Below are 24,381 nucleotides of genomic sequence, written 5' to 3'. Positions count from 1 at the left end.
CACGCGTCCACCTCCCCGCTTCGTTCCGGCGAGAGGCGAGTTTACCGGCGTGGGTCGAGCGTCGGCCGGGACACCGCCACCGCTTCCGACGGGTCAGCGGAGACGACGGCGCCGCCGACGGCGAGGTCCTGCCTCGGTGTGTCCCTCTCCGTGCTCCACGCGCTCGTCGGCAGGCTCGGCTTCGGCAGCTGCGGCTGTCAGGCCCAGCATCTCCGCCGCCAGCTGCTGGGAACTGGCGAACATGCCCGTCGGGGCGGCGCTCGCGCGGCGCAGGGCCGCCGGGCGGAGGCGGTTGTAGCCGCGGACCGTCACCGGTCTGCGGGGGCGGAGGTCGTACGCCTTCTCCTCCGCCAGTTCGGTCGCCAGTTCGCGGTCGACCAGGATCGTGCCCGGGCGGGCCACCGACGTCAGGCGGGCCGCCAGGTTGACCACCGAGCCGTAGACGTCGCCGAAGCGCGACAGGATGCGGCCCGACGCCATGCCCGCGCGGACCGCCGGCAGTGTCTCGTCCGCCGATGTGCGCTCGGTCAGCGTCAGGGCGATCTCCGCCGCGTCGACCGGGGTGTCCGCCACGAACAGGACCTCGTCGCCGATCATCTTCACCACGCGGCCGTGGTGCTCGGCGATCACCTCTGTGGCCAGGGTCTCGAACGCGTCGAGCACGCGGCTCAGCTCGTCCTCGCCGATCTGGCGCGTCAGGCGCGTGTAGCCCACCATGTCGACGAACCCGACCACCTCGGTGCGGGCCTCCAGGTGCTCGTCCGAAGCCGCGAACGCGCGGCCGGCGTACGCGGCCAGGTGGCGGCGCCAGACGAAGTTCTGCACCTGCTCCAGCTCGGGCAGCAACCGGTCGACCAGGCGCGTCACCTGGCGCTCGCTGCGGCCGAGCTCCGGCTGGTCCCGGATCAGCTGCCACAGCATGTCGACCTGCCATTCGGCCAGCCGCGACAGGTGCTGGCCGAGCGCGCGCGTCACCGACACCTCGATGCTCGGGTCGATCAGGCCGGACTGGACCAGCTGGTCGGCGGTCCGCATCGCCTCGACGTCGGCGTCGGTGAAGACCACCTCGTCGTCGCGGACCGTCGCGAACCCCAGCGCGCGCCAGAGCCGGCGTGACCGCTCGTCGGGCACGCCGGCCTTCTCCGCCACCTCGAGCCGGGTGTACTTCCGCCGGCCGCCGAGCAGGACGCGTTCGAGCCGCTGCTGAAGTTCCTCGCTCGGATCGGTCACGTCAGGTCGTGTGGACGATCAGCACGTCCACGCCGGACTTGCGGGCCACCTCGGACGGCACCGAGCCCAGGATCCGGCCGGCGATCGTGTTCAGCCCGCGGTTGCCGACCACCAGCAGGTCGGCCTCGCGCTCCTTGACCACCTTGCGCAGCGAGTCGACCGGGTCGCCCTTGACCGCGACCGTGTCGATCTTCTCCGCACCCGCGCGCGCCGCCCGGTCCCGCGCCGACTGCAGGGTGTCTTCGGCCGGGGCCGAGCCCACGACCTGGTACGCCTCATCGCCGAGGGCGTCTTGAGCCTTCTCGACGTCGGACTGGCTCGCCGGGTAGAACGCACACGCGATGACGAGCGTGGCGCCCGCGTCGCCGGCGACCGCCGCCGCGCGGTCCACCGCCGCGAACGAAGACTCCGAGCCGTCCGTGCCCACCACCACGGTCCGATATGCCGCACCCATGCGCAAAACCTCCAGGTGATCCCGCGTGAGCAGGGACGATAGCCGGTCGGTACCGACCGCGCAGGCTCGTCCGCGCCCGTGTCGGGTGGAAGGTTACTCGCCAGTCGGTTTCTGCGCTCCGGTCGCCCGCGGCGCCGGCTTCGGCGCCGGTTTGGGTGCCGGTTTCACCGCGGGCTTGATCGCGGGCTTGGCCGACGGCTTCGCCGGGGGCTTCGGCACGTCGGAGGCGCGGATCCGGATCGTCTCCTCGACGTCGGGGACCCGGACCGTCTTCTCGGTCTCGTCCTCGGCGTCCGGCTTCGGGTCCGTCTTGGCGTCCGCGACCAGGTCGGCCTTGACGTCGGCGGGCACCTTCACGTCGTTGCCGAGCACGGTGTGCGCCTCGGCCAGCACGGCCCGCGCCGCGCGCACCTGCTCGGCCAGCCCGCCGCGCACCTTCCGCAGTGCGTCGACCCGCTCGTTCGCCTGGGTGATCCGCCGGTTGGACTCCTCCGTGGCCGACGTCACGCGGCGCCGCGCCTCGTCGGCGGCCTCCGCGAGCCGGGCGTTGGCCTCGGTGATCGAGTCCTGACGGCGCTTGTTCGCCTCCGCGACCGACTCCCGCTGACGGCGGTCGATGTCGGCCTTCGCGGCCTTCTCCTCTTCGAGGACCTTCGCGCGGATGTCGGCGGCGTCCTGCGTGGCCTCCTGGACGCGCCGCGCGGCTTCGGCCTTGCTCGCCGCCTCCTGCTCCGCCAGCACCCGCATCGCCTCGGTGCGGCGCGCGGCCATCGCGATCTCGAAGTCCTCTTCGACCTTGGTGCGGCGCTCCGACGACTCCGTGTCGAGCCGCTTGCGCTCGGCCTCGGCCTCGTCGGTGATCTTCTTCGCCTCCGCGCGGGCGTCTTCGAGCACCTTGCGGTGCTCCGCCTCCATCTCCTTGCGGCGCAGGTCGAGCTCGGTGAGCAGCTGCTCGTAGCGCGCCCGCATGGCGCTGGCGTCCGTCTCGGCCTTGGCCCGGATGTGCCCGGCCTCGGCTTCGGCGCGGGCGCGCGTGTCCGCGGATTCGTCCTGGGCCAGGCGCAGCATCCGCTGCAGCCGTTCGGACAGGCCTTCGACGCTCGTCGGCGGCTGGGCGAGCCGATCGACCTGCCCGCGCAGGTCCGCGATCTCGCCGCGCGCGATCTCCAGCTGACGGGCGAGGTCGCCCGCCTGCGCGATGGCGGCGTCCCGATCCGCGGTGAGCATCTTCAGATCGGCGTCCAGCCGTTCGAGGTGCTCGTCGACCTGCGCTCGGCTGTACCCGCGCTTCGCCACGTCGAAGCCGGCTCCCAGCGGCACAAGCTCCCGTTCATCGCCAAGGCTCATGGCGCCTACCGTAGCCGCAGTCCGGTCACGGAAGGGTGAGCACCCGTGCCGTGCGCCGAACGCGCCGTCTGCCGCGGCGAAAGGAACCGCCCGGATCGGGCGGTTCCTCGCCGGTTCCCGACGCCGGGAGCGGGACGGCTCCCGGCCTGGTCACGGGTCATGCGCCGCGGAACGCGTTGATGCCCTCGATGTGCTTCGCGCGCTTCTCTTCGTCGCGGACGCCGAGGCCCTCCTGCGGGGCGAGGGCGAGCACGCCGACCTTCCCCTGGTGCGCGTTGCGGTGCACGTCCAGCGCGGCCTGCCCGGTCTCTTCGAGCGAGTAGGTCTTCGACAGCGTCGGGTGGATGAGGCCCTTGGCGATCAGCCGGTTCGCTTCCCACGACTCGCGGTAGTTCGCGAAGTGGGAGCCGATGATCCGCTTCAGGTTCATCCACAGGTAGCGGTTGTCGTACTGGTGCATGTACCCCGAGGTCGACGCGCAGGTGACGATCGTGCCGCCCTTGCGCGCGGCGTAGACGGACGCGCCGAAGGTCTCCCGGCCCGGGTGCTCGAACACGATGTCCGGGTCGTCGCCGCCGGTCAGCTCGCGGATCTTCGCGCCGAAGCGCTGCCACTCCTTCGGGTCCTGCTCGGTGTCGTTCTTCCAGAACCGGTAGTCCTCGGCGCTGCGGTCGATGATCAGGTCGGCGCCGAGCTTCCGGCAGATCGCCGCCTTCTCGGGGCTGGACACGACGCAGACCGGGATGGCCCCGCCGTTCAGCGCGTACTGCGTCGCGTAGGAGCCGAGGCCGCCCGAGGCGCCCCAGATCAGGACGACGTCACCCTGCTTCATGTCCGCGCCGTTGCGCGAGACGAGCTGCCGGTAGGCGGTGGAGTTCACCAGGCCGGGGGAGGCGGCCTCCTCCCAGGTCAGGTGGTCCGGCTTCGGCATCAGCTGGTTGGCCTTGACCAGCGCGATCTCGGCGAGGCCGCCGAAGTTCGTCTCGAAGCCCCAGATCCGCTGCTCGGTGTCGAGCATGGTGTCGTTGTGCCCGTCCGGGCCCTCGAGCTCGACGTTCAGGCAGTGCGCGACGACCTCGTCACCGGGCTTCCAGTTGTGCACGCCGACCCCGGTCCGCAGCACGACACCGGACAGGTCCGAGCCCACGACGTGGTACGGCAGGTCGTGCCGCTTGGCCAGCGGCGAGAGCTTCCCGTACTTCTTCAGGAACTTGAACGTCGGGATCGGCTCGAAGATCGAGGTCCAGACGGTGTTGTAGTTGATGGCGCTCGCCATGACGGCGACCAGCGCCTCGCCCGGCCCCAGCTCGGGCACGGGCACGTCGTCGACGTGCAGCGACTTGCGCGGGTCCTTGTCCCGGCTCTCGAGGCCCTCGAACATGTCGACCTCGTCCGCGTGCACGGTGACCCCGCGGTAGCTCTCGGGCACGGGCAAGGACCCGACCGCGGCGGACTCGCCGTTCAGGATGGCCTGCTGGATCTCGCCGAGCTGCGTCATCGGTTCCTCCGCGGAGATGGGGGGCGTTGGCGGCAGAAATTACTCGCCGGTAACACGCGCCCACAACTGTACGAGACGGACAGCACGATTACACGCGGAACTGTGACGCACCAATCTTGACCGGCTGGCCAGTCAAGCGGATCATCAATGGTGGGTACACCGCCCGACCAGCAGTTTCACCGACGGAGGTGAGCACGAATGAGTGAAGTCTCTACGCGCGCGTGGACCCGGCCCCACGACTGGGCCGAGGTCGTCATCGGGGTGGTCGCCGCTCTTTCACCCCTTTGGCTGAGCACGGACACGACCGCGATGTGGACGATGGTCGTCCTGGGCGCGCTGATCGCACTCGACGGCCTGGTTTCGCTGGCGATGCCGGGCATGGTCTACGGCGAAGGCATCCAGATCGCGCTCGGCGTGCTGTTGTTCATCGCGCCGTGGGTGATGGGGTACACGGAGTTCAACGGCGCGTCCTGGACGTCCTGGATCGCCGGGGTGCTGGTGGTCATCGCCGGTGCGGCGGCGATGCCGGTCGCGAACGCCGCGCACCGCACGGCCGGGCAGCACTGACGACGCAGGAGGCACGGGCATGACCGAGGATTCGGCGAAGGAGCGCATTCTCTGCGCCGCCGAGGCGCTCTTCGCCGAGTCCGGCTTCGACGCCACCCCGACTTCGCGCATCGCGGAGCGCGCCGGGGTGCCGAAGGGGCTGGTGCACTACTACTTCCGCCACAAGTCCGACCTGCTGACGGCCCTGGTCGAGCGCTTGCCGGACGAGCGTATCGAGCCGGCGGTGGTCGTCGTGCCGGGCGATCTGGCGGGCAGCCTGCGCCGGTTGGTCCGCGAGCTCGACCACCGGTTCAGCAGGTCGCTGGGCCTGTCGCACCTGCTGTGGCGCGAGGCGGACACGCACCACGCGGTCCGCGACGCCCTGCACGAGCGGTTCCAGGTGCTGGTCCGCCAGGTCCGCGCGGTGATCGTCGCGGCGACAGGCGGCGGCTTGCCGACGGCCGACGTCGAGCGGGCGTCGGGCTTGCTGGCCCGCGCGGTCAGCCACCGGCACGCGACGGCCCGGCACTCGGACGACGACCTGCCGGCGGAGTTCGACGGCGAGCTGACGTTCATCGCGGACGCGCTCGCGTCGAAGGCCGCGCCGGCCTAGCCCGAATCGGCGCGCCGGCCTTGCCTGGGTCGGCGCGCAGGCCTTGCCCGGGTCGGCGTGCTGGCCTTGCCCGGATCGGCGCCGGCCTTGCCTGGGTCGGCGTGCCGGCCGTGCGCCCGTTCGGCGTCACGGACGTGCGGCCGGCGCCCCGATCCGTTGTGCCGGAACGAGTCAGTGCTCCGTGGCGCCCTTGGCCGGCTCGACCAGTTCCACGAGGACGCCGCCCGCGTCCTTCGGGTGGACGAAGTTCACCCGGCTGTTAGAGGTACCCCTCTTCGCCTCCTCGTACAGCATGCGCAGGCCCTTCTCGCGCAGGGCCGCCGCCGCGGCGTCCACATCGGACACCCGGTACGCCAGCTGCTGCAGGCCCGGGCCGCTCTTGGCCAGGAACTTGCCGATCGCCGAGTCTTCGCGCAGCGGGGCCAGGAGCTGGATCTGCGTCTCCGTGCCCGCCGTGCCCGGGGCGCGCAGCATCGCCTCGCGGACTCCCTGCTCCTCGTTCACCTCCTCGTGCGCGACCTCCAGTCCGAAGTGCGCGCGGTGGAACTCGATGGCCGCGTCCAGGTCCGGGACCGCGATGCCGACGTGGTCGATGGCCGTCACGAACGGCCGCAGGGCGTCATCCATGGAGGCAGGATAGGGGGCCCGCGCGCCGCGGCGAGGCGGATTCGTCGCGTGCCCCGCCTCACACTGGCTCCATCAAGAAGCCCTGCTCCCGGGTATGGTCGGAAAAACTGCCCATGCGCCGATGCTTGGAGGACGCCGTGTCCGGTTCCGTGATCCTGGGTGCCGCCCGTACGCCGATCGGGCGCCTGCTGGGCTCCCTCAAGGACTTCACGGGCGCCCAGCTGGGCGGTGTCGCGATCAAGGCGGCCCTCGAACGCGCCGGGGTCTCCCCGGACGCGGTGCAGTACACGATCATGGGCCAGGTGCTCACCGCCGGCGCCGGCCAGATCCCGGCCCGCCAGGCCGCCGTCGCCGCGGGCATCCCGATGAGCGTGCCCGCGCTGACCATCAACAAGGTCTGCCTCTCCGGCCTCGACGCCATCGCCCTCGCCGACCAGCTCATCCGTGCCGGCGAGTTCGACCTCGTCGTCGCCGGCGGCCAGGAGTCGATGACCCAGGCACCGCACCTGCTGCCCAAGTCCCGCTCCGGCTTCAAGTACGGCGACACCACGCTCGTCGACCACATGGCCTACGACGGCCTCTTCTGCGCCTTCGACCAGGTCGCCATGGGCGCCTCGACGGAGAAGTACAACGCCCGCTACGGCGTCACCCGCGAGCAGCAGGACGCCTTCTCCGCCCGCTCCCACCAGCGCGCCGCCGAGGCGATCAAGAACGGCTACTTCGCCGACGAGATCGCGCCGGTCTCCATCCCGCAGCGCAAGGGTGACCCGGTCGTCTTCGACACCGACGAGGGCGTCCGCGCCGACACGACCGCCGAAGGCCTCGCCAAGCTGCGCCCGGCCTTCGCCTCCGACGGCACCATCACCGCCGGCTCGGCCTCGCAGATCTCCGACGGCGCCGCCGCGGTCGTCGTGGCCAGCAAGGCCAAGGCCGAGGAGCTCGGGATCACGCCGCTGGCCGAGATCGGCGCGCACGGTGTCGTCGCCGGGCCCGACGCGAGCCTGCACGAGCAGCCGTCGAACGCCATCCTCGCCGCGCTGGCGAAGGCGAACCTGACCGCCGACGCGCTCGACCTCGTCGAAATCAACGAGGCCTTCGCCGCCGTCGGGCTCGTCTCCACCGAGAAGCTCGGCCTCGACCCGGAGAAGGTCAACGTCAACGGCGGCGCCATCGCCCTCGGCCACCCGATCGGCGCCTCCGGCGCCCGGCTCGCGGTGCACCTGATCCACGAGCTGCGCCGCCGCGGCGGCGGGCTCGGCGCGGCCGCGCTGTGCGGTGGCGGCGGCCAGGGCGACGCCCTCCTGCTGCGGGTGCCGTCGGCGTAAGTGGCCGGACCACTCGATCTCGACGACCTCGTCGGCCGCGCGCGGGACGGCCAACCCCGTGCCGTCGCGCGGCTGCTGTCGCTCGTCGAGGACGCCCACCCGCGCGTCGCGGATATCGCGCGGGCGCTGACCCCGCACACCGGGCGGGCCCGGGTCGTCGGGCTCACCGGACCGCCAGGAGTCGGCAAGTCGACATCGACCTCGGCGCTGCTCACCGCGTTGCGCGCGGAGGGCAAGCGAGTCGGGGTGCTGGCCATCGACCCGTCTTCGCCGTTTTCGGGCGGTGCGCTGCTCGGCGACCGGATCCGGATGACCGAGCACGCCACCGACCCCGGGGTGTTCATCCGCTCGATGGCTACCCGCGGGCACCTCGGCGGGCTCTCCTGGGCGACCCCGCAGGCGGTGCGCGTGCTGGACGCGGCCGGGTTCGACGTCGTGCTGATCGAGACCGTCGGCGTCGGGCAGTCCGAAGTGGACGTCGTGAAACTCGCCGACACCACAGTGGTGCTGCTCGCCCCGGGCATGGGCGATGGCATCCAGGCCGCGAAGGCCGGCGTGCTGGAGATCGCCGACGTCTTCGTCGTGAACAAGGCGGACCGCGACGGCGCCGACGCCACCGTGCACGACCTCAAGCAGATGATTTCCCTGGCGCGCCGGGAGATCCGGGGGCCGAGCTGGCGCCAGCCGATCGTGCGGACCGTCGCGGCCAAGGGCGAGGGCGTCGACGACGTCGTCCGGGCGCTGGCCGCGCACCACGACTGGCTGGCCGAGCACGACGAGCTGGCCCGGCGCCGGGTGGCGCGGGCGCGGGACGAGGTCGAGGCGATCGCGCTCCGGCGGCTTCGGGCGGAGCTCGTCGACCTGCGCGGCGGAGGGCGGCTCGCCGGGGTGGCCGAGCGGGTCGTGGCGCGGGAACTGGACCCGTTCGCCGCCGCCGAGGAACTGATCGCGGACCTGCGCGGGTAGTGCGGACGCGAGCCGCGTCAGCAGAAACCGTGCCAGCGCAACGGTTCTCCGCCGGATCTCCATGGTGCTCTCCCCTCGTGGACGGCGGGTTTGCCGTGTGCCGACCATCGTGCGCCGGGGGTCCGACAATTTCCGGGGTGCGGGCGCCGAGGTTCACCCGACCGGCTGACGTGGGACGACTTTCGCCGGTTCTGGCTGTCGGTGCCGGGCCCTAGACTGCGGGGCGCTCCGGAACCGGGCGATCACTGGGAGGGCGTGCAGCATGAAGAGGACACTTCTCACCGCGCTGGCGGCGGGCGCGTTGTTCGTGGCGGGGAACGGCGTCGCCGCGGCGGCCGACGCTCCGCCGCCGAAGACGACGCACGGGCCCTGCCAGTACACCGAAACCCCGGACGAGCCGCCCGCGCGGCCGGTCCCGCTGCCGCCCGACCCGCGGCACACGCCGGACCGCGGCAAGGTCGACGTCGCCGTGCCGACCAGCCAGGGTGCGCTGCCGCTGCGGCTGGACCGGGCGAAGGCGCCATGCACCGTGCAGAGCTTCCTGCACCTGGCGCGGCACCGGTTCTACGACCACACGGTGTGCCACCGGCTGACCGCGTACCCGACGTTGAAGGTGCTGCAGTGCGGTGACCCGACGGCGACCGGGGAAGGCGGGCCGGGCTACAAGTACAAGGACGAGCTGCCGGTCGACCTGCCGCCGGCCCCGACCGACCCGACCGGCGCCCGGCGGGTCTACGCGCGCGGGCTGCTCGCGATGGCCAACGCGGGGCCGGACACGAACGGTTCGCAGTTCTTCGTCGTGTACGGCGATTCCGCGCTGCGGCCGAACTACACGGTGTTCGGCACGGTCGGTGCGGAAGGGCTGAAGACGCTGGACAAGGTCGCGGCCGGCGGGATCCAGCCGACCGCGGAGGACCCGGCGCCGGTCGACGGGACGCCGGTGCTGCGGACGGAACTGCTCCGGGTCCGGCCGGACTGCTGGTTCTGACGGTGGCTGCGGGCCGCTCCGGTGGAGCGGCCCGCGGGCATCACCTGTGCTTGGCGGGGTATCTCGCGTGATTGGGCGGGCTTCTCGCGTGATTGAAGGGGCATCACGTGTGATTGGAGGGGCATCACACGTGATTGGGAGGTCGACTCGCGTGATCGGAGGGTCGACTCGCGTACCGGGAGAGTCGGACCGCGCATCTGGAGGGTCGGATCGCGTGCCTGGAGGGTCGGTTGGCGTGATTGGAGGCGGGAGTCGCGTGTTTGGGGGCGGGACTCGCGTGTCTGGGGGCGGGAGTTGGGGTGTCAGGGGGTTATTTCGGCTAGGGCTTCCACCAGGTTTTGGGTTGCTCCGGTGAAGGCGTGGGATGGGGTTGCCGCGTAGCCGACGATGAGGCCGCCGGGGCCGTCGGGGGTCATCCAGTGGCCGGACAGGCCTTCGATGCCGATTGCGCGGCGGCGGCAGGCGGCCAGGGCGGTGGCCTCGGAAGGGCCGTCCGGGGGCAGCATGAGGAGCAGGTGCAGGCCGGCCGCGATGCCGTGCGGGCGGACCGAGTCCGGTAGTGCGGCCAAGAGGCGGGTGCGGCGGGAGCGGTACTCGGCGCGGCTGCGGCGGACGTGCCGGTCGTACGCGCCCGAGTCGATCAGCTCGGCCAGCGCCAGCTGGTTCAGCAACGCCGGGCGCGAGCCGCTTTCGGCCATCGCCGCGCGGACCGGCTCCACCAGCGACCGCGGCAGCACCAGCCAGGCCAGGCGGAGGGCCGGGGCGAGCGTCTTGCTGGCCGTGCCCGCGTACACCACCCGCTCCGGCGCCAACGCCTGCAACGCCCCGACCTGCTGGCGGTCGAAGCGGAACTCGCCGTCGTAGTCGTCCTCCAGCACGAACGCGCCGGATTCGCTCGCCCAGCGGGTCAGCGCCGCCCGGCGGGGCGGCGCGAGCGTGACGCCGGTCGGGTACTGGTGCGCCGGGGTGACGACCACCGCCGGACTGTCCAAAGCGGACACGTCGAGGCCGTGGCCGTCGACGTCCACCCCGACGATCCGCGGGCCCTGCGCCGCCGCGATCGACCGGTACATCCCCAGCGACGGGTTCTCGAACGCCATTTCCCTCGTACCCAACGAGAACAGCGCCCGCGACACCACCGCGATGGCGTGCGAATACCCGTGGCACACCACGATCCGCGCCGGGTCGGCGACCACCCCGCGCGCCCGCGCGAGGTAGCCGGCGAGGGTGTCCCGCAGCTCCGGCGCGCCCAGCTCCGACTCGTACCCGAACGCCGACGCCGGCGTCCGCAGCAGGGCCCGGCGGGTCGCGGTCAGCCACGCCTGCCGCGGGAACGCCGTCAGGTCCGGACGGCCCGGCCGCAGGTCCCACCGCGGCGCCGGGTCGCGCGGGGCCTGCCGCGGCGCGGACTGGGGGAGCGAACCCGCGGTCGCCACCCGGGTCGGCGCGCCCTGTGCCGTGCGCAGGTACCCCTCGGCGGCCAGATCGGCGTACACGCGGGTGACCGTGCCGCGGGCGACGCCGAGGTCGTGGGCCAGCGCGCGGGTCGAGGGCACGGCCGCGCCCGCCTGCCACCGGCCGTCCCGGATGGCCGCGCGGATCGCCGCCGCGAGCCCGGCGCGGCCGGACGCGGGCTGCCAGCCGAGGTGGACGTCGAGCCCGGAACTGGACCACGAATCCGTCATGCGACTGGACCATACCCGTGGACCAGTTCGCACTAGCGTGGACGGCATGACCAAGCGAATCGCGCTCGGGGGCGCTCCCGAGCTCTACCAGGCGATGGCGAACCTGCAGGCCGAGGTGAACAAGGCCGGCGCCAACGCGGGGCTCGACCCCAAGCTGCTGGAACTGGTGAAGACCCGCGCGTCGCAGCTCAACGGCTGCGCGTACTGCCTCGACATGCACTCCCGCGACGCGCTCGAGTTGGGCGAGTCGCCGCGGCGGCTGTTCGTGCTCGACGGCTGGCGCGAGACCGACCTGTTCACCGAGCAGGAGCAGGCCGCCCTCGCCCTCACCGAAGCGATGACCAAGCTCTCCGCGACGCAGACCGTGCCCGACGACGTCTACGAGCAGGCCGCGAAGGTGTTCACCGAGGACCAGTACCGCGCGGTCGCGTGGGAGGTCATCGCCATCAACAGCTGGAACCGGATGACCATCACCAGCCACACGCCGCTGCCGAAGCGGGACGCGTGAGCGCCGCCGCGCTCCGGGCGCTGCACGTGCCCGGCAAGCCCCTGGTGCTCGCGAACGTCTGGGACGCCGACACCGCGAAGCTCGTCGAGGCCGCCGGGTTCCCCGCCGTCGCGACCAGCTCGGTCGCGGTGGCGGCCGCGCTCGGGTTCGCCGACGGCGAGCAGGCCCCCGCGGCCGAGATGTTCGCCGCCGCCGCGCGGATCGCCAAGGCGGTCGGCGTCCCGGTCACCGTCGACGCCGAGTCGGGCTACGGCCTCTCCGGCGCCGAACTGGCGGCCCGGCTGCTCGACGCCGGTGCCGTCGGCTGCAACTTCGAGGACACCCACCACGCCACCGGTGACGTGCGGCCGGTCGAGGCGCAGGCGGCCCGGATCGCCGCGCTGCGCGAGGCGGCGGGTGACGGCCTGGTGATCAACGCCCGCGTCGACTCCTTCCGCGGCGTGGATCCGCAGGAGGCGCTCGAGGCCGGTGTCGCCAGGGCCAAGGCGTACCTCGAAGCGGGTGCCGACTGCGTCTACCCGATCCACCTGCGGACTCCGGAGCTGATCGCGGAGTTCGTGCGGGAGACCGGCGGCGCGGTCAACACGGCCGCCTGGCCGGGCGGCCCGGGCCTGGAGAGCCTCGCCGATCTGGGGGTGGCGAGGATTTCGCTGGGCGGCGGGCTCTGGCAGCACCTCCGCACGCAGCTGGAAAGCACGCTCAAGAGCGTTGCCGAGGGCAAGCTGCCGTACTGAAGAATGGCCGAAGGCCGCCGCGAGGGGATCGGGAACACCCTCGCGACGGCCTTCGGTGTCGGTGAAACCTAGTGGACGACGGCCTTCTCGGCGCCCGCACCGGTCAGGGAGCGGACCTCCATCTCGGCGTACTTCTTCTCGTCGTGCTCCTTGGACAGGACCGTGCCCAGCCAGCCGAGGATGAACGCGGCCGGGATCGAGACGATGCCCGGGTTGCTCAGCGGGAACCAGGCGAAGTCCGCGGTCTTGATCATCGACGTCGGCTTGCCCGACACCGCGGGCGAGAAGATGATCAGCACGATCGTGATGGCCAGGCCGCCGTAGATCGACCACAGCGCGCCCTGGGTGTTGAACCGCTTCCAGAACAGCGAGTAGAGGATCGTCGGCAGGTTCGCCGACGCCGCGACCGCGAAGGCCAGCGCCACCAGGAAGGCCACGTTCTGCCCGTTGGCCAGGATGCCGCCGCCGATGGCGAGGGCGCCGATCACCACCGCGGTGATCCGGGCGACCTTGACCTCCGAGTCCGGCGACGTCTTGCCGCGCTTGACGACGTTCGCGTAGACGTCGTGGGCGAAGGACGCCGACGCCGTGATCGTCAGGCCCGCGACGACCGCGAGGATCGTCGCGAAGGCGACCGCGGAGATCAGGCCCAGCAGCACCGGCCCGCCCAGCTCCAGCGCCAGCAGCGGGGCCGCCGAGTTCACGCCGCCCGGCGCCTTCTTGATCGCGTCCGGCCCGACCAGCGCACCGGCGCCGTAGCCCAGCACCAGCGTGAACAGGTAGAACACGCCGATCAGCACGATCGCCCAGACCACCGAACGACGAGCGTCGCGGGCCGTCGGGACGGTGTAGAAGCGCATCAGCACGTGCGGCAGGCCGGCCGTGCCCAGCACCAGCGCGATGCCGAGGGACAGGAAGTCCAGCTTCGACGTGCCGGTGGCGCCGTACTGCTTGCCCGGGCCGAGCAGCGTCTGCCCGGCCTTGCCCGCCTTGTCGACGGCGGCCTGCAGCAGCTGCGAGAAGTTGAAGCCGTACTTGCCGAGCACCCACAGGGTGATCACGAGCGCGCCGACGATGAGCAGCCCCGCCTTGATGATCTGCACCCAGGTGGTGCCCTTCATGCCGCCGATCAGCACGTAGGCGATCATGATGACGCCGACCACGGCGATGACCAGCGCCTGCGCGCCGCTGCCTTCGACGCCGAGCAGCAGCGCCACCAGGCCACCGGCGCCCGCCATCTGCGCCAGCAGGTAGAAGAACGACACGGCCAGCGTCGACGTCGCGGCCGCGGCCCGCACCGGACGCTGCTTCATCCGGAAGGCCAGCACGTCGCCCATGGTGAACTTGCCGGTGTTGCGCAGCAGTTCCGCGACCAGCAGCAGCGCGACGAGCCACGCCACCAGGAAGCCGATGGAGTAGAGGAAGCCGTCGTAGCCGTTGATCGCGATCGCGCCGGCGATGCCGAGGAACGACGCCGCCGACAGGTAGTCACCCGAGATGGCGATGCCGTTCTGCGGGCCGGTGAACGCGCGGCCGGCGGCGTAGTAGTCCGACGCCGTCTTCGTGTTGCGGCTGGCCCGGAACACGATCACCAGGGTGATGACCACGAACAGAGCGAAGATGCCGATGTTGAGGAGCGGGTTGCTGCCCTCAACGCTCGCGGCGAGGGTGGCATTCATTCGTGCTCCTTCGCAGTGCCCTTTTCGATGTCTTCACGGATCTTCTCGGCCACCGGGTCCAGCTTCCGGTTCGCGTACCGGACGTAGAGGCCGGTGATCACGAACGTCGAGACGAACTGCAGCAGGCCGAAGATCAGGCCGACGTTGATGTTGCCGAACACCTTCGTGCTCATGAAGCCGTGCGCGTAGTCCGCGAGGAGCACGTACAGCAGGTACCAGAGGAGGAACACCGCCGTCATGGGGAAGACGAACCGGCGCAGGCGGCTGCGCAGCTCCCGGAACTCGGTGCTTTCGTGCGCCTTCTCCCAGAGGGTGTCCGAAGTTTCGGGGGGCCCGCCGGTGTCGGTCGTGCTCATCGCTGCTCCCTGCGACGCTGCGGAAAGTGACCTGGGACACCGTAGGGACGTGTGAGTCTCGCGTGAAGATTCAGCGGTTCAACAGCCGGGTCAGACGACGAACGGTTGACGAACGGTCGCGCGGTCCGGTCGAACGGGGTTCGTCCAGGTGGAGGCGGAGCATGGCCGCCGTCGACCAGCCGGGGGGCCTGCCCCGCAGGGAGACCAGCGCCATTACGCCGAACGCCAAGGGTACCGACCAGGGTGCCGGTTGCTGGACCAGGATCGCCACCCAGCCGTGCAGCGGCGGCCCGGCCAGCGCGAACAGGATCGAGCCGGACGAGGCCACCAGCCCGGCCAGCACGCCGGCGATCCCGCCGTTCGCGGTCAGCCGCGGCCACCAGATGCCGAGCACCAGCAGCGGGCAGAACGTCGACGCGGCCACCGTGAACCCCCAGGTGACCAGGACGCCGGCGTCGAGCTCGGCCGAGCGCAGCGCCAGCAGCACCATCGCCCCGGCGACGCCGAACACCGCGATCCGCAGCCGCCGCAGGCCGCCGGGGACGAGGTCGTGCGCGAGCGCCCCGGACATCACCAGCAGCAGCCCGAGCGACGTCGCCAGGAACGCGGCGAACGCGCCCGCGGTCAGCAGCGCCGTGAACAGGCCACCCGCCCAGCCACTGTCCACTTGGTACGGCAGGGCGACGACCACGGTGTCGGTGGCGCCGGAAAGGTACAGCCCCGGGACGAGAACGCGGCCCAGGACGCCGTAGATGCCGGGGAAGAGGTAGAACACGCCGAGCAGCGCGACCGTGATCGCGGCGGTGCGGCGCGCGGCGCGGCCGTCCGGGCTGGTGTGGAAGCGCATCAGCACGTGCGGCAGGCCCATCGTGCCGAGCATGGTCGCGATGAGCACGGCCCAGGTGCCGAGCAGCGGGTAGCCCTGGTCGCCGAGGTCGAGCAGCGGGCGCCGCCAGTCCGGGCCGCCGAGCGCGGCGCCGCCGCGGACCGCGGGGACGGCCGCGCCCGTGCCGAACACGACCTCGTCCTGGCTGTGTGCGGTGAACTCGCCCGGCGGGAGCGTTTCGACGACGCCGTTGCGCCGCACCGGTGTCGGCTCGCGGATCTCCATGGTCACGTCGACCTCGAACCGCACCGGCGTCTCGCGGGCGAAGTGGGTGAACTCGACGGGGTTGAGCGCGTCGGTCCGGTTGACCGCGCCCGCCTGCAGCGTCAGCCAGATCGCCGGGATGAGGAACAGCAGCAGCTTGAGGACGAACTGGAACGCCTGCACGTACGTCGCCGCGCGCATGCCGCCCAGTGCCAGGGTGACGCTGACCGCGGCGCCGGCCAGCACCACGCCGACCCAGTACTGCGTGCCGCCGACCGCGGCGAGCACCAGGCCGGCGGTGCGGAACTGGGGGACGACGTAGATCGTGCCGATCACCAGCACGACGACCGCGGCCAGGCGGCGCAGCGCGGGGGAGTTGAGCCGGGCTTCGGCGAAGTCGGGGACGGTCAGCGCACCCGAGCGCCGCATCGGCGCGGCGACGAGCACCAGCATCGCGATGTAGCCCGCGGTGAACCCGACCGGGTACCACAGCGCCCCGATCCCGTCCTTGACGACGAGCCCGGCGATGCCGAGGAACGACGCCGCCGAGAGGTATTCGCCCGAGACGGCGGCCGAGTTCACCAGCGGCGAGATCCGGCGGGACGCCACGAGGAAGTCCGACGTCGTGCGCATCGCGGCGACCCCGCGGACGCCGATCAGCAGCGTCACGAGCACGACCGGCGCGACGGCGAGGGCGACGCCCACTACTCGTCCTCGATGCGCTCGGCGCGGCGCAGCTGCCAGCGGGCCAGCAGCGCCATCGCGGGGTAGGGGAAGACGGCGAGCAGCAGCCAGGACAGCGGGATGCCCAGCAGGCGCACGGTGTCCAGGGCGGGGAAGAGCGCGAAGACACCGGGGAGGCCGAGCAGCAACGCGAACATGAGCACCAGCGCGGGAATCCCGCGACGGCGCTGGGCGGCGTAGAGAGCGGTGGCCCGCTGGGTGTCGGCCGCGGGCAGCCGCGGCTGGCGCCAGCGGCCGCGCGACCGGCGGCGGGCGTGGGCGAGCCGGGTCTGCGGACTGGTCACGGCGACCCGGCGGGTCCTGCTCATCGCGAACCCGAGCCGAGCTGGCCGCGCTGCGCCGCCTCCAGCAGCCGGTCGCGCAGGTCACGGGCGTGGCGGCGGCTGACCGGGACGTCCCCCGCTTCGGTGTGGGCCAGCAGGCCGCCCGCCGTGTCGCTGCGCAGCTCCAGCACCGCACCCACGGCCAGCAGGAAACCCCGGTGCACCCGGCTGAACCCGGTGCCCTCCCAGTACTCCTCGAGCCGCGAGATCGGCATCCGCACCAGGTGGACCCCGCCGCGCGTGTGCAGGCGGACGTAGTCGCCGTGGGCCTCCACGAACAGGACGTCGTCGCGGCGGACGTACCGCGTCCGCCCGCCCGACTCGACCGGCAGTGCCGCCATCGCGTCCGGGGTCGGCCGGGACGCCGGGGTCGCCATCTTGAGCACCTTCGCCAGCGCCGCGGCCAGCCGTTCGGTGCGCACCGGCTTGAGCAGGTAGTCGACGGCGCCGATGCCGTACGCCGCGACCGCGTGCCCGTCGTGCGCCGTGACGAACACGATCACCGGCGGCTCGCTCAGCTTCGCCAGCAGGGACGCCAGTTCGAGCCCGTCGAGGCCGGGCATGGAGATGTCGAGGAACACCGCGTCGAAGCGATCCGCCTGAAGCAGCTTCAACGCCTTCAGCGCGTCAGCCGCCCCGACGACTTCGCCGACTTCGGGCGCTTCGCGCAGCATGCGGCAGAGCTCGTCCAGCGCGGGCGGCAGGTCGTCGACCGCCAGCACGCGAAGCCCCGTCACGGCAGCACCCCCGGCTGGAACCGCGGCACCCGCACGATCACCCGGGTGCCGGCGCCGACCTCGGTTTCCACGGTGAGGCCGTACCAGGCGCCGTAGACGTCCCGCAGCCGTCTGTCCACATTGGCCAGTCCGAGCCCGGCCGGGTCGTCCTCGCCGACGCGGCCGGCGAGGAGGTCCGCCGCCCGTTCCGGGTCCATGCCGACGCCGTCGTCCTCGACGAAGATCACGCAGTCGTTCCCTTCCGCCTGGCCGTGCACCTGGACCTGCCCGGTGCCCGACCGCGGCTCGATGCCGTGCCGGATCGCGTTCTCCACCAACGGTTCCAGCACCAGGTACGGCACCGCGACGGCGAGGATCTCCGGCGCGACCCGCACCTGGACGCGCAGCCGTTCCCCGAGCACCGCCTTCTGCAGCGCCAGGTACGTCTCGATCGCGCGGAACTCCTCGGCGACCACGGTGTACTCGCCGTGGCGAGCCAGGCTGTAGCGGGTGTAGTCGGCGAAGTCGAGCATGAGGTCGCGGGCGCGGTCGGGGTCCGAGCGCACCAGCGACGCGATGACCGTGAGGGCGTTGTAGACGAAGTGCGGTGACATCTCCGCCCGCAGCGCCCGCAGTTCGGCCTGGGCGGCCTGTTCCGCCGACGCCTCCAGCCGCCCGCGCTCGAGCGCCTGCACGACGAGGTCGGCGGCCTGGGCCGCGGCCGCGTCCCGGACGTCCCCGACGACCAGCAGCGCCCCGGCGAGCTCGTCGCGGACGTGCAGCGGCAGCACCAGCACGTCGGGGGCCGAGCCGGGTTCTTCGCTGTGCAGCACGCCGTCGAGCACCTGCGCGACGACCGCGTCCGGCCCCGGCCGGCCCGACCACAGCAGGGACCCGGACAGGTCGGTGAGGCCGAGGCCGGGGAAGCCGAAGAGCCGCCGCAGGCGGTGCGCCGCGCGGCGGGCCGGCGTGCCGGCCAGGCCGTCGCGCAGGTCGTCGGTGATCCGGCGGGCGGCGGCGAGCACCGGCAGCGGGTCGGCGCGGGACGCCGGGCGCAGGTGCACGGTCATCGGGCCCTCCCCTCGGGCGACGGTGTCCAGGGCAGTAGATCCTACGGCTACGCGGGCCCGTCGCGGTCGGCCAGCACCTGGGCGTGGCGGCGGAAGCGGCGCCAGGTCCGGTAGGCGTCGATCGACGTGACGTCGCCCAGCAGGCTCGCGTTCGCGGGGTAGGGCCGGTCCGGCAACGAGATCCACCCGGTCGTGCGAGTTTCCTTGACAGCCACCGGGACCGGCCGGAACGTCGTCGGGTCGAGGCCTTCGCTGTGCCGGACCACCTCGTCGAAGAACCACGCCGACGTGATCAGCGCCAGCACCCCGCGCGAGGACTTGAGCGCGTCCTTCAGCGGCGGCGCCTCCAGCAGCCGGAACGTCTGGTTGATCGCCGGCGCGGTGACGCCGTGGTCGTCGTAGGCGATCTCGCCCGCGTGCAGCGCCATCCGGAGCCGGATCCGGGCCCCGGGGTCGTGCGTGCGGTTGTGCCGGTGCAGCGCCACGGCGAGCGCGGCGGGCAGGAACTCCACGAAGGGCCCCTTCGGCACCTCCGCCGGGACGAGGACGAACACCCCGTCGCCGCAGTCCTCGCGACGGCAGTCGCCCCACGGGACGCCGGCGTCGTCGAACGCCCGGTGGAGCGCGCGGTACAGCCCGTCGCGCAACGCCAGGCGGTGTGGTGTGGTCCTGCGCTGGTCGCCGTAGCCCTCGACGTCCACGGCGAAGATCGTCCGGTGCATGGCCGGCCGCTCGTAGTTCATCGCACCCTCCCTGCGATCATGCATCTGGTAGTGCAAATGCATGTGCAAATGAGTGTGACGCGGACCACCCGTCCGCGAAACGGGTGGTGCGGTGAGCGGTTCCCCCACCGCGGTGACCGGCAGTGGCCGATCACCGGCGGTGAACACCGCTGGTCAAAGCCCTGCGGATGGCGTATATCACCCGCAGGACTCTGACGGACCCGGCTTTCGGGGGTTCCGGGTGGCGGAGCCCCCGGCCCGGGGCGAAGCCCCGGAATGACACAGATCAGCAGGACTGCTTGTAGAAGTACTGAGAGTTGGCGTCCATGTCCGCCTTGGTGATCGAGTGCAGCTCCGCGGTGAGGTTCCGCGTCACCGGCTTGCCCTCGATGGCCGCGACCGCCTGCTGGACGCCCTGGGTGCCGATCGAGGCCGGGTCCTGGGCGATCAGGGCCTGGTACTGGCCGTTCTTGAGGCCCTCGACCTCGGACGGGCTGGCGTCGAAGCCGATCAGGTTGACCGCGCCGACCTTGCCCGCGTTGCGCAGGCCGGTCGCCGCGCCCTCGCCGGTGTTGAGGTTGGTCGCGAAGACGCCGATGAGGTCCGGCGTCGACGACAGGGCCGCGGTCACCTTGGACGCCGCCTGGTCGGGCTCGTTCTGGGTGAACTGGACGCCGATCGACTTCAGGTTCGGGGTGTTCTTCAGCTCGTCCTCGAAGCCCTTGGCGCGGGCGGCCGTGGTCGAGGTGCCGGCGATCGTGTCGAGCACCAGGACCGAGCCGCTCTTGCCGTTCGCGAGCTTCGCCATCGTCTGCGCGGCGAGCTTGCCGCCGGCGGCGTTGTCGGAGGACACGGAGGACACGGCCACGCCGGTGTCCTTCAGCGAGGTGTCGACCTCGACGATCTTCGCGCCGCGGTTCTTCACCTGCTGGATCGGCGCGAGCATCGCCGTGTCGTCGGTCGGGGCGATGAGCAGTGCGGCCGGCGGGTTCGAGCCGAGCGCGTTGACGAGCTGGGTCTGCATCGCCGCGTCGAACTTCTGCGGCGCCTGCGTGGTCAGTTCGTAGCCGAGCTTCTTCGCTTCGGCCTGCGCGCCGCACTGCAGCGAGATGTAGAACGGCTCGGCCTGCACGCCCGGGATGAGCGCCAGCTTCTTGTTCCCGGACTGGGCCTGGTCGCCGGACCCGGTCTGCCCGACCGTGCCGGAGCCGCACGCGGTCAGCAGCGCCGCCGCGGAGACCACGGCACCCATGGCGGTGAGAGTCTTGGTCAGCTTCATAAGCACCTCGTTGTACTTGGGGAACCGTATTTGTGGGGAACTCAGCGGGAGTTGCGACGGCGGCGGCGTCGCTGGTCGAACCAGACGGCGGCGATGAGGACCGCGCCGACGGCGATCATCTGCCAGAAGTCCTGGACGTGGGTGATGTTGAAGCCCTTCTTGAGCACGGCCGGGATGAACACGCCGATCACCGTGCCCAGCACCGAGCCGACGCCGCCGAACAGGCTCGTCCCGCCCATCACGACCGCGGCGATGGCGTTGAGGTTGTCGGTGGTGTGCGCCGAGATCGTGGTCGACGCGTAGTACGCCAGCGAGAGGAACCCGGCGATGCCGGCCAGGAATCCCGTCAGCGTGTACACCTTCAGCAGGTGCCGGGTGACGCCGATGCCGGCGCGCCGCGCGCCCTCGGCGTTGGACCCGACCGCGAAGGTGTACCGGCCGAACTTCGTCGTGTGCAGCAGCCAGGCGCCGATCACGGTGATCACCACGGCGACGATGACCAGGTTCGGCACGACGCCGAACGAGGTGCCGTAGCCGAGGGTCTGGTTGAGCACCACCGGCACGCTCCGCACGTCCGACCCGTTGTTGAGCAGGTAGGCCGCGCCGAGGGCGGCACCCATGGTGCCGAGGGTGACGATCAGCGGCGGGATCCCCGCCACCGCGATGAGGAACCCGTTGACCAGGCCCCAGGCGGTGCCGGCGACGACCGCGGCGAGCAGGCCGACGGTGATCACGCCCCAGCCCGCACCGGAGGCGTTGCCGCCGGACATCGCCTCCATCACCTTGCCGGCGACCATGCCGGCGAAGATCAGCACCGAGCCGACGGACAGGTCGATGCCGGAGGTGATGATGACGAACGTCATCCCGACCGACAGCACCAGCAGCACGGCCGTCTCGATGAGCAGCGTCTGGAAGGTGAACAGCGTCGGGAACTCGCCGGGCGCGATCGCGCTGAACACCACGATCAGCGCGACCAGGACCAGGGCGATCCAGAACGTGTTGGCGCCGACCAGGCGCTTGCCCAGCGGCCGCTTGCCGAAGCCGGCCTCGGGTGACTCCTGGATTTCTTTCGAGGGAGTGGACACGCTCATGCCGCTTCCTCCTGCACGAGGGCGCCGGTCATCGCGGCGACGAGGTCTTCGAGCTTGGTGTCCGATCCGGTGAACCGGGCGACGCGCTTGCCGAGCCGCAGCACCTCGACGCGGTCGGCGACCGACAGCACCTCCGGCATGTTGTGGCTGATCAGCACGACGGCGATGCCCTTGTCGCGCACCTTCTTGATGACGTCGAGCACGCGCTCGCGCTGGACGACGCCCAGCGCCGCGGTCGGTTCGTCCATGAACACGACCTTCGACGCCCACACGACCGAGCGGGCGACGGCGACGCTCTGCCGCTGCCCGCCGGACAGCGAGCCGATCGGGACGTCGGTGCTCTGCAGCGTCACGCCGAGGCGCTGGAACTCCTCGATCGCCTGCCGTCGCATCTCGTTCTTGTCCAGCATCCCGAGCTTGCCGAGGATGCCCTTGCGGTGGATCTCGCGGCCGAGGAACAGGTTGGCCGCCGGGTCGAGTTCGGGCGCCACGGCCAGGTCCTGGTAGACGGTCTCGATGCCCATTCGCCGGGCCGTGGTGGGGGAGTCGAAGTGGACCTCCTGGCCGTCCAGCAGGATCCGGCCCGACGTCGGCTGCTCGGCGCCGGAGAGGCACTTGACCAGCGTCGACTTGCCGGCGCCGTTGTCGCCGATCAGCGCCGTCACCTCGCCCGCGCGCGCCTGGAACGACGCGCCGCGCAGGGCTTCGACGGACCCGTAGTGCTTGGTCAGGTCGACCGCGTCCAGGAGGATTTCGCTCATCCGTGCCTCTCTTCCGGCGCCGGCGGGCGGCAGCGGATCACCGTCGCCGTGCCGGACAGCTCGGTCTGGCCGGCGTCGAACGGGACGACGTAGGTGTCGCCCTTCGCCAGCGCGTGCTCGCCGCCGTGCTCGGTCCGCAGAGTGCCTTCGCCGTCCAGAACGACCAGGACCGCGAAGGACGGATCGAGTGACAACGTTGTCAACTCGTCGGTGCGCAGCTGTTCGGCTCGGAAGAACCGCTCCGAGCCGCCGGCCAGCAGCTCCACGGTGGACGCGCGGTCGCCCGCGGTGCGCTTGATGATCGTGCCGAGCCGTTCGGCGTCCCAGCCCGACGTGTCCAGCGCCTCGATGGCGGTGTCGAAACCGAGGCCGAGGTGGCCCTTCTCCGGCGACGCGAGGAAGTCGCGCCACTCGATGGTGAGCGAGAAGTCGGTCGGCTGCTGCAGCTCGACGACGAATACGCCCTCGCCGATCGCGTGCGGCAGGCCGGCCGGGATGTAGACGGTGTCGCCCGCGGACACCGGGATGCTGTTCAGCGCGCCCAGCATCGACGGGACGTCCTGCTCCCGCGTCCACTCGGCCACCGTCGCCTTCGGCAGCGTCTCCTTGAAACCGGGGTAGACGCGCGGGTCGTCGCCGTGGGTGCCGACCACGATCCACGCCTCGGTCTTGCCGAAGTGGGAGTCGAAGTGCTGCTTCGCGAAGGTGTCGTCCGGGTGGAAGTGCACGGGCAGCCGCTGGCCCGCGTCGAGCAGCTTCACCAGCAGCCCGGTCGACGTCCCGAGCGCCTCGACGTGCTTCGCGCCGAGCCAGCCGTTCGGGTTCGCCACGACGGCGTCACGCAGCCAGGCGCCGTCCGGGAGGCGGGTGAGGCCGTTGGTCTCCTGGCCGAACATCGTGGTCGCCGAGGCGACCCAGTCCTCCGGGCCGAACTTCTTGTCCGGCGAGGCGCCCCGCAGGCGTGCGATGGCGTCGCCGCCGCGGTAGAACTGCGGCGGCTGGTTGGCGGGGAGCCGGATCGGTTCGAGGGTCACGGGGCGACCTCACCGGAACCACGGGCGACGAGATGCACGGGCAGGACTACCTTTCTGGGCGGGGACTGGTCTCCTTGGACGCGGGCGAAGAGCAGTTCGGCCGCGGCGTGGCCCAGTGCGCTGACGTCGTGCGCGACCACGGTGACCGGGGGGTCCAGCAGGTCCGCCAGCTCGAAGTCGTCGAACCCGACCATCGCCGGGCGGCGCTCGGCGTGGGCGAGGGCGCGCAGCACGTGCACGGCGACCCGGTTGTTGCCGGCGATCACCGCGGTGGCCGCGTCCGGGCCGTCGAGCAGCCGCTTGACGGCGTTGCCGACCGAGTCCGGCGTCGGCGTCCCCATCGAGACCAGCGCCTCGTCGTAGGAGATCCCGTTGCGCACGCAGCCCTCGCGGAACCCGCGCAGGCGCTCGGCCGCGGTGAAGATGTCCGGGCTGTCGCCGAGGAAGGCGATCCGCCGGTGCCCGTGCCGCGCCAGGTGCGTGACGGCTTCGATGGTGCCGCCGAGGTTGTCGACCAGCACGGTGTCGGCCACGATGTCGCCCGCCGGGCGGTCGATGAACACCACCGGCGTGCCCGCGCGCATCTCCGGCACCAGGTAGCCGTGCTGCAGGCCGGCCGGGACGACGAGGATGCCGTCCACCCGCCGCGCGCAGAACTCCAGGACGAGCTCGCGCTCGCGGTCGGAGTTCTCCTCCGACGAGCCGGTGAGCACCTGGCGGCCGAACGACGTCGCGATGCGCTCGACCGCGCGGTTCAGCTCGGAGTAGAAGGGGTTGCCGACGTCTTCGACGATCAGCCCGATGGTGCCGGTCGTCGACCCGCGGCGCAGGTTCCGCGCGCCCAGGTTGCGCCGGAACCCCAGCTGCTCGATGGCGGCCATGACCCGCTCGGCGGTGTCGGGGTGCACCGCCGGTTCGTCGTTGACCACGCGCGAGACGGTCTTGATGCTCACGCCCGCCAGCCGGGCCACGTCGCTCATCGTGGCCCGCCTGCT

General features: G+C 71.8%; 25 protein-coding genes. 7 read left to right on the top strand and 18 right to left on the bottom strand.

Features of this window, described 5'->3' with window-relative positions:
• Positions 1-93 precede the first annotated feature (93 nt).
• From HUT10_RS19310 to ccrA, 4 genes are all read right to left on the bottom strand, one after another.
• On the bottom strand, positions 94-1,230 hold the full coding sequence (locus tag HUT10_RS19310) for an adenylate/guanylate cyclase domain-containing protein (protein WP_176172500.1): 1,137 nt from the start codon (positions 1,228-1,230) through the stop codon (positions 94-96).
• A gap of 1 nt (position 1,231) precedes the next feature.
• The gene (locus HUT10_RS19305) at positions 1,232-1,684 is read right to left on the bottom strand and encodes a universal stress protein (protein ID WP_176172499.1); all 453 of its coding nucleotides are present in this window, start codon (positions 1,682-1,684) and stop codon (positions 1,232-1,234) included.
• 93 nt (positions 1,685-1,777) lie between these two features.
• A complete protein-coding gene (locus HUT10_RS19300) occupies positions 1,778-3,004 on the bottom strand; it encodes a chromosome segregation protein (protein ID WP_303247029.1) in 1,227 nt (408 codons plus the stop codon).
• Positions 3,005-3,188: 184 nt separating this feature from the next.
• Positions 3,189-4,529: a crotonyl-CoA carboxylase/reductase gene (gene ccrA, locus HUT10_RS19295; protein ID WP_176172497.1), complete on the bottom strand. Its 1,341-nt coding sequence runs from the start codon at positions 4,527-4,529 to the stop codon at positions 3,189-3,191.
• A 198-nt stretch (positions 4,530-4,727) separates the two neighbouring features.
• On the opposite strand from ccrA, the gene HUT10_RS19290 reads away from it, so the two are divergent.
• Complete coding sequence (locus tag HUT10_RS19290) at positions 4,728-5,096, top strand: SPW repeat protein (protein ID WP_176172496.1); 369 nt, start codon at positions 4,728-4,730, stop codon at positions 5,094-5,096.
• Between the two features lie 19 nt (positions 5,097-5,115).
• A complete protein-coding gene (locus HUT10_RS19285; protein ID WP_176172495.1) occupies positions 5,116-5,688 on the top strand; it encodes a TetR/AcrR family transcriptional regulator in 573 nt (190 codons plus the stop codon).
• 171 nt (positions 5,689-5,859) lie between these two features.
• Here the strand turns inward: HUT10_RS19285 and mce are convergent, their stop codons facing one another.
• Positions 5,860-6,315, bottom strand: a complete 456-nt coding sequence (gene mce / locus HUT10_RS19280) for a methylmalonyl-CoA epimerase (protein ID WP_176172494.1) — start codon at positions 6,313-6,315, stop codon at positions 5,860-5,862.
• A gap of 137 nt (positions 6,316-6,452) precedes the next feature.
• Between mce and HUT10_RS19275 the strand changes: the two genes are divergently transcribed.
• The 3 genes from HUT10_RS19275 to HUT10_RS19265 all read left to right on the top strand — a co-directional run bounded on the left by HUT10_RS19275 (position 6,453) and on the right by HUT10_RS19265 (position 9,594).
• Positions 6,453-7,640 (top strand): acetyl-CoA C-acetyltransferase, encoded by a 1,188-nt coding sequence (locus tag HUT10_RS19275; RefSeq protein WP_176172493.1) that lies wholly within the window; start codon positions 6,453-6,455, stop codon positions 7,638-7,640.
• Positions 7,641-8,606 (top strand): methylmalonyl Co-A mutase-associated GTPase MeaB, encoded by a 966-nt coding sequence (meaB, locus tag HUT10_RS19270; protein WP_176172492.1) that lies wholly within the window; start codon positions 7,641-7,643, stop codon positions 8,604-8,606.
• A gap of 262 nt (positions 8,607-8,868) precedes the next feature.
• Positions 8,869-9,594, top strand: coding sequence for a peptidylprolyl isomerase (locus HUT10_RS19265; protein WP_176172491.1), 726 nt, complete (start codon positions 8,869-8,871; stop codon positions 9,592-9,594).
• Positions 9,595-9,896: 302 nt separating this feature from the next.
• On the opposite strand, the gene HUT10_RS19260 is transcribed toward HUT10_RS19265, so the two are convergent.
• Entirely contained in the window at positions 9,897-11,279 is a 1,383-nt protein-coding gene (locus tag HUT10_RS19260; protein ID WP_176172490.1) for a PLP-dependent aminotransferase family protein, read from the bottom strand.
• A gap of 46 nt (positions 11,280-11,325) precedes the next feature.
• On the opposite strand from HUT10_RS19260, the gene HUT10_RS19255 reads away from it, so the two are divergent.
• Both HUT10_RS19255 and HUT10_RS19250 read left to right on the top strand, forming a co-directional pair.
• Positions 11,326-11,787: a carboxymuconolactone decarboxylase family protein gene (locus tag HUT10_RS19255; RefSeq protein WP_176172489.1), complete on the top strand. Its 462-nt coding sequence runs from the start codon at positions 11,326-11,328 to the stop codon at positions 11,785-11,787.
• On the top strand, positions 11,784-12,521 hold the full coding sequence (locus HUT10_RS19250; RefSeq protein WP_176172488.1) for an isocitrate lyase/phosphoenolpyruvate mutase family protein: 738 nt from the start codon (positions 11,784-11,786) through the stop codon (positions 12,519-12,521). The genes HUT10_RS19255 and HUT10_RS19250 overlap by 4 nt, the downstream gene beginning before the upstream one ends.
• 68 nt (positions 12,522-12,589) lie before the next feature.
• On the opposite strand, the gene HUT10_RS19245 is transcribed toward HUT10_RS19250, so the two are convergent.
• The 12 genes from HUT10_RS19245 to HUT10_RS19190 form a co-directional block, all read right to left on the bottom strand.
• A complete protein-coding gene (locus HUT10_RS19245) occupies positions 12,590-14,200 on the bottom strand; it encodes a cation acetate symporter (protein ID WP_176172487.1) in 1,611 nt (536 codons plus the stop codon).
• Entirely contained in the window at positions 14,197-14,556 is a 360-nt protein-coding gene (locus tag HUT10_RS19240) for a DUF485 domain-containing protein (protein WP_176172486.1), read from the bottom strand. Before HUT10_RS19240 ends, HUT10_RS19245 begins: the two co-directional genes overlap by 4 nt.
• 70 nt (positions 14,557-14,626) lie before the next feature.
• A complete protein-coding gene (locus HUT10_RS19235; protein WP_176172485.1) occupies positions 14,627-16,351 on the bottom strand; it encodes a cation acetate symporter in 1,725 nt (574 codons plus the stop codon).
• The gene (locus tag HUT10_RS19230; RefSeq protein WP_176172484.1) at positions 16,351-16,698 is read right to left on the bottom strand and encodes a hypothetical protein; all 348 of its coding nucleotides are present in this window, start codon (positions 16,696-16,698) and stop codon (positions 16,351-16,353) included. Before HUT10_RS19230 ends, HUT10_RS19235 begins: the two co-directional genes overlap by 1 nt.
• Entirely contained in the window at positions 16,695-17,450 is a 756-nt protein-coding gene (locus tag HUT10_RS19225) for a LytTR family DNA-binding domain-containing protein (protein ID WP_176172483.1), read from the bottom strand. Before HUT10_RS19225 ends, HUT10_RS19230 begins: the two co-directional genes overlap by 4 nt.
• Entirely contained in the window at positions 17,447-18,499 is a 1,053-nt protein-coding gene (locus tag HUT10_RS19220) for a sensor histidine kinase (RefSeq protein ID WP_176172482.1), read from the bottom strand. The genes HUT10_RS19225 and HUT10_RS19220 overlap by 4 nt, the downstream gene beginning before the upstream one ends.
• A 47-nt stretch (positions 18,500-18,546) precedes the next feature.
• Positions 18,547-19,242: a hypothetical protein gene (locus HUT10_RS19215; RefSeq protein WP_176172481.1), complete on the bottom strand. Its 696-nt coding sequence runs from the start codon at positions 19,240-19,242 to the stop codon at positions 18,547-18,549.
• 265 nt (positions 19,243-19,507) lie between these two features.
• Complete coding sequence (locus HUT10_RS19210; RefSeq protein WP_176172480.1) at positions 19,508-20,500, bottom strand: ABC transporter substrate-binding protein; 993 nt, start codon at positions 20,498-20,500, stop codon at positions 19,508-19,510.
• A gap of 41 nt (positions 20,501-20,541) precedes the next feature.
• Positions 20,542-21,591 carry an ABC transporter permease gene (locus tag HUT10_RS19205; RefSeq protein ID WP_176172479.1) on the bottom strand — a complete coding sequence of 350 codons (1,050 nt, stop codon included), beginning with the start codon at positions 21,589-21,591 and terminating at the stop codon, positions 20,542-20,544.
• Complete coding sequence (locus HUT10_RS19200) at positions 21,588-22,352, bottom strand: ATP-binding cassette domain-containing protein (protein WP_176172478.1); 765 nt, start codon at positions 22,350-22,352, stop codon at positions 21,588-21,590. Before HUT10_RS19200 ends, HUT10_RS19205 begins: the two co-directional genes overlap by 4 nt.
• Positions 22,349-23,386, bottom strand: a complete 1,038-nt coding sequence (locus HUT10_RS19195; RefSeq protein WP_176172477.1) for a class I mannose-6-phosphate isomerase — start codon at positions 23,384-23,386, stop codon at positions 22,349-22,351. Before HUT10_RS19195 ends, HUT10_RS19200 begins: the two co-directional genes overlap by 4 nt.
• Positions 23,383-24,366 (bottom strand): LacI family DNA-binding transcriptional regulator, encoded by a 984-nt coding sequence (locus HUT10_RS19190; RefSeq protein WP_176177904.1) that lies wholly within the window; start codon positions 24,364-24,366, stop codon positions 23,383-23,385. Before HUT10_RS19190 ends, HUT10_RS19195 begins: the two co-directional genes overlap by 4 nt.
• Positions 24,367-24,381: the final 15 nt, after the last annotated feature.

It is taken from the genome of Amycolatopsis sp. Hca4, from assembly GCF_013364075.1.
In the GTDB taxonomy this organism is placed as follows: domain Bacteria; phylum Actinomycetota; class Actinomycetes; order Mycobacteriales; family Pseudonocardiaceae; genus Amycolatopsis.
The sequence above is the reverse complement of the archived record's forward strand: the minus strand, read 5'-3'. Positions and strand labels throughout refer to the sequence as shown.

Bases quoted from the DNA above. Each gene is read 5' to 3' on its own strand.
- HUT10_RS19205 (WP_176172479.1), bottom strand. From the start codon at position 21,591: ATGAGCGTGTCCACTCCCTCGAAAGAAATCCAGGAGTCACCCGAGGCC.
- HUT10_RS19285 (WP_176172495.1), top strand. From the start codon at position 5,116: ATGACCGAGGATTCGGCGAAGGAGCGCATTCTCTGCGCCGCCGAGGCG.
- HUT10_RS19260 (WP_176172490.1), bottom strand. From the start codon at position 11,279: ATGACGGATTCGTGGTCCAGTTCCGGGCTCGACGTCCACCTCGGCTGG.
- HUT10_RS19200 (WP_176172478.1), bottom strand. From the start codon at position 22,352: ATGAGCGAAATCCTCCTGGACGCGGTCGACCTGACCAAGCACTACGGG.
- HUT10_RS19220 (WP_176172482.1), bottom strand. From the start codon at position 18,499: ATGACCGTGCACCTGCGCCCGGCGTCCCGCGCCGACCCGCTGCCGGTG.
- HUT10_RS19240 (WP_176172486.1), bottom strand. From the start codon at position 14,556: ATGAGCACGACCGACACCGGCGGGCCCCCCGAAACTTCGGACACCCTC.
- HUT10_RS19210 (WP_176172480.1), bottom strand. From the start codon at position 20,500: ATGAAGCTGACCAAGACTCTCACCGCCATGGGTGCCGTGGTCTCCGCG.
- ccrA (WP_176172497.1), bottom strand. From the start codon at position 4,529: ATGACGCAGCTCGGCGAGATCCAGCAGGCCATCCTGAACGGCGAGTCC.
- HUT10_RS19245 (WP_176172487.1), bottom strand. From the start codon at position 14,200: ATGAATGCCACCCTCGCCGCGAGCGTTGAGGGCAGCAACCCGCTCCTC.
- HUT10_RS19290 (WP_176172496.1), top strand. From the start codon at position 4,728: ATGAGTGAAGTCTCTACGCGCGCGTGGACCCGGCCCCACGACTGGGCC.
- mce (WP_176172494.1), bottom strand. From the start codon at position 6,315: ATGGATGACGCCCTGCGGCCGTTCGTGACGGCCATCGACCACGTCGGC.
- HUT10_RS19265 (WP_176172491.1), top strand. From the start codon at position 8,869: ATGAAGAGGACACTTCTCACCGCGCTGGCGGCGGGCGCGTTGTTCGTG.
- HUT10_RS19190 (WP_176177904.1), bottom strand. From the start codon at position 24,366: ATGAGCGACGTGGCCCGGCTGGCGGGCGTGAGCATCAAGACCGTCTCG.
- HUT10_RS19255 (WP_176172489.1), top strand. From the start codon at position 11,326: ATGACCAAGCGAATCGCGCTCGGGGGCGCTCCCGAGCTCTACCAGGCG.
- HUT10_RS19305 (WP_176172499.1), bottom strand. From the start codon at position 1,684: ATGGGTGCGGCATATCGGACCGTGGTGGTGGGCACGGACGGCTCGGAG.
- HUT10_RS19230 (WP_176172484.1), bottom strand. From the start codon at position 16,698: ATGAGCAGGACCCGCCGGGTCGCCGTGACCAGTCCGCAGACCCGGCTC.
- HUT10_RS19215 (WP_176172481.1), bottom strand. From the start codon at position 19,242: ATGAACTACGAGCGGCCGGCCATGCACCGGACGATCTTCGCCGTGGAC.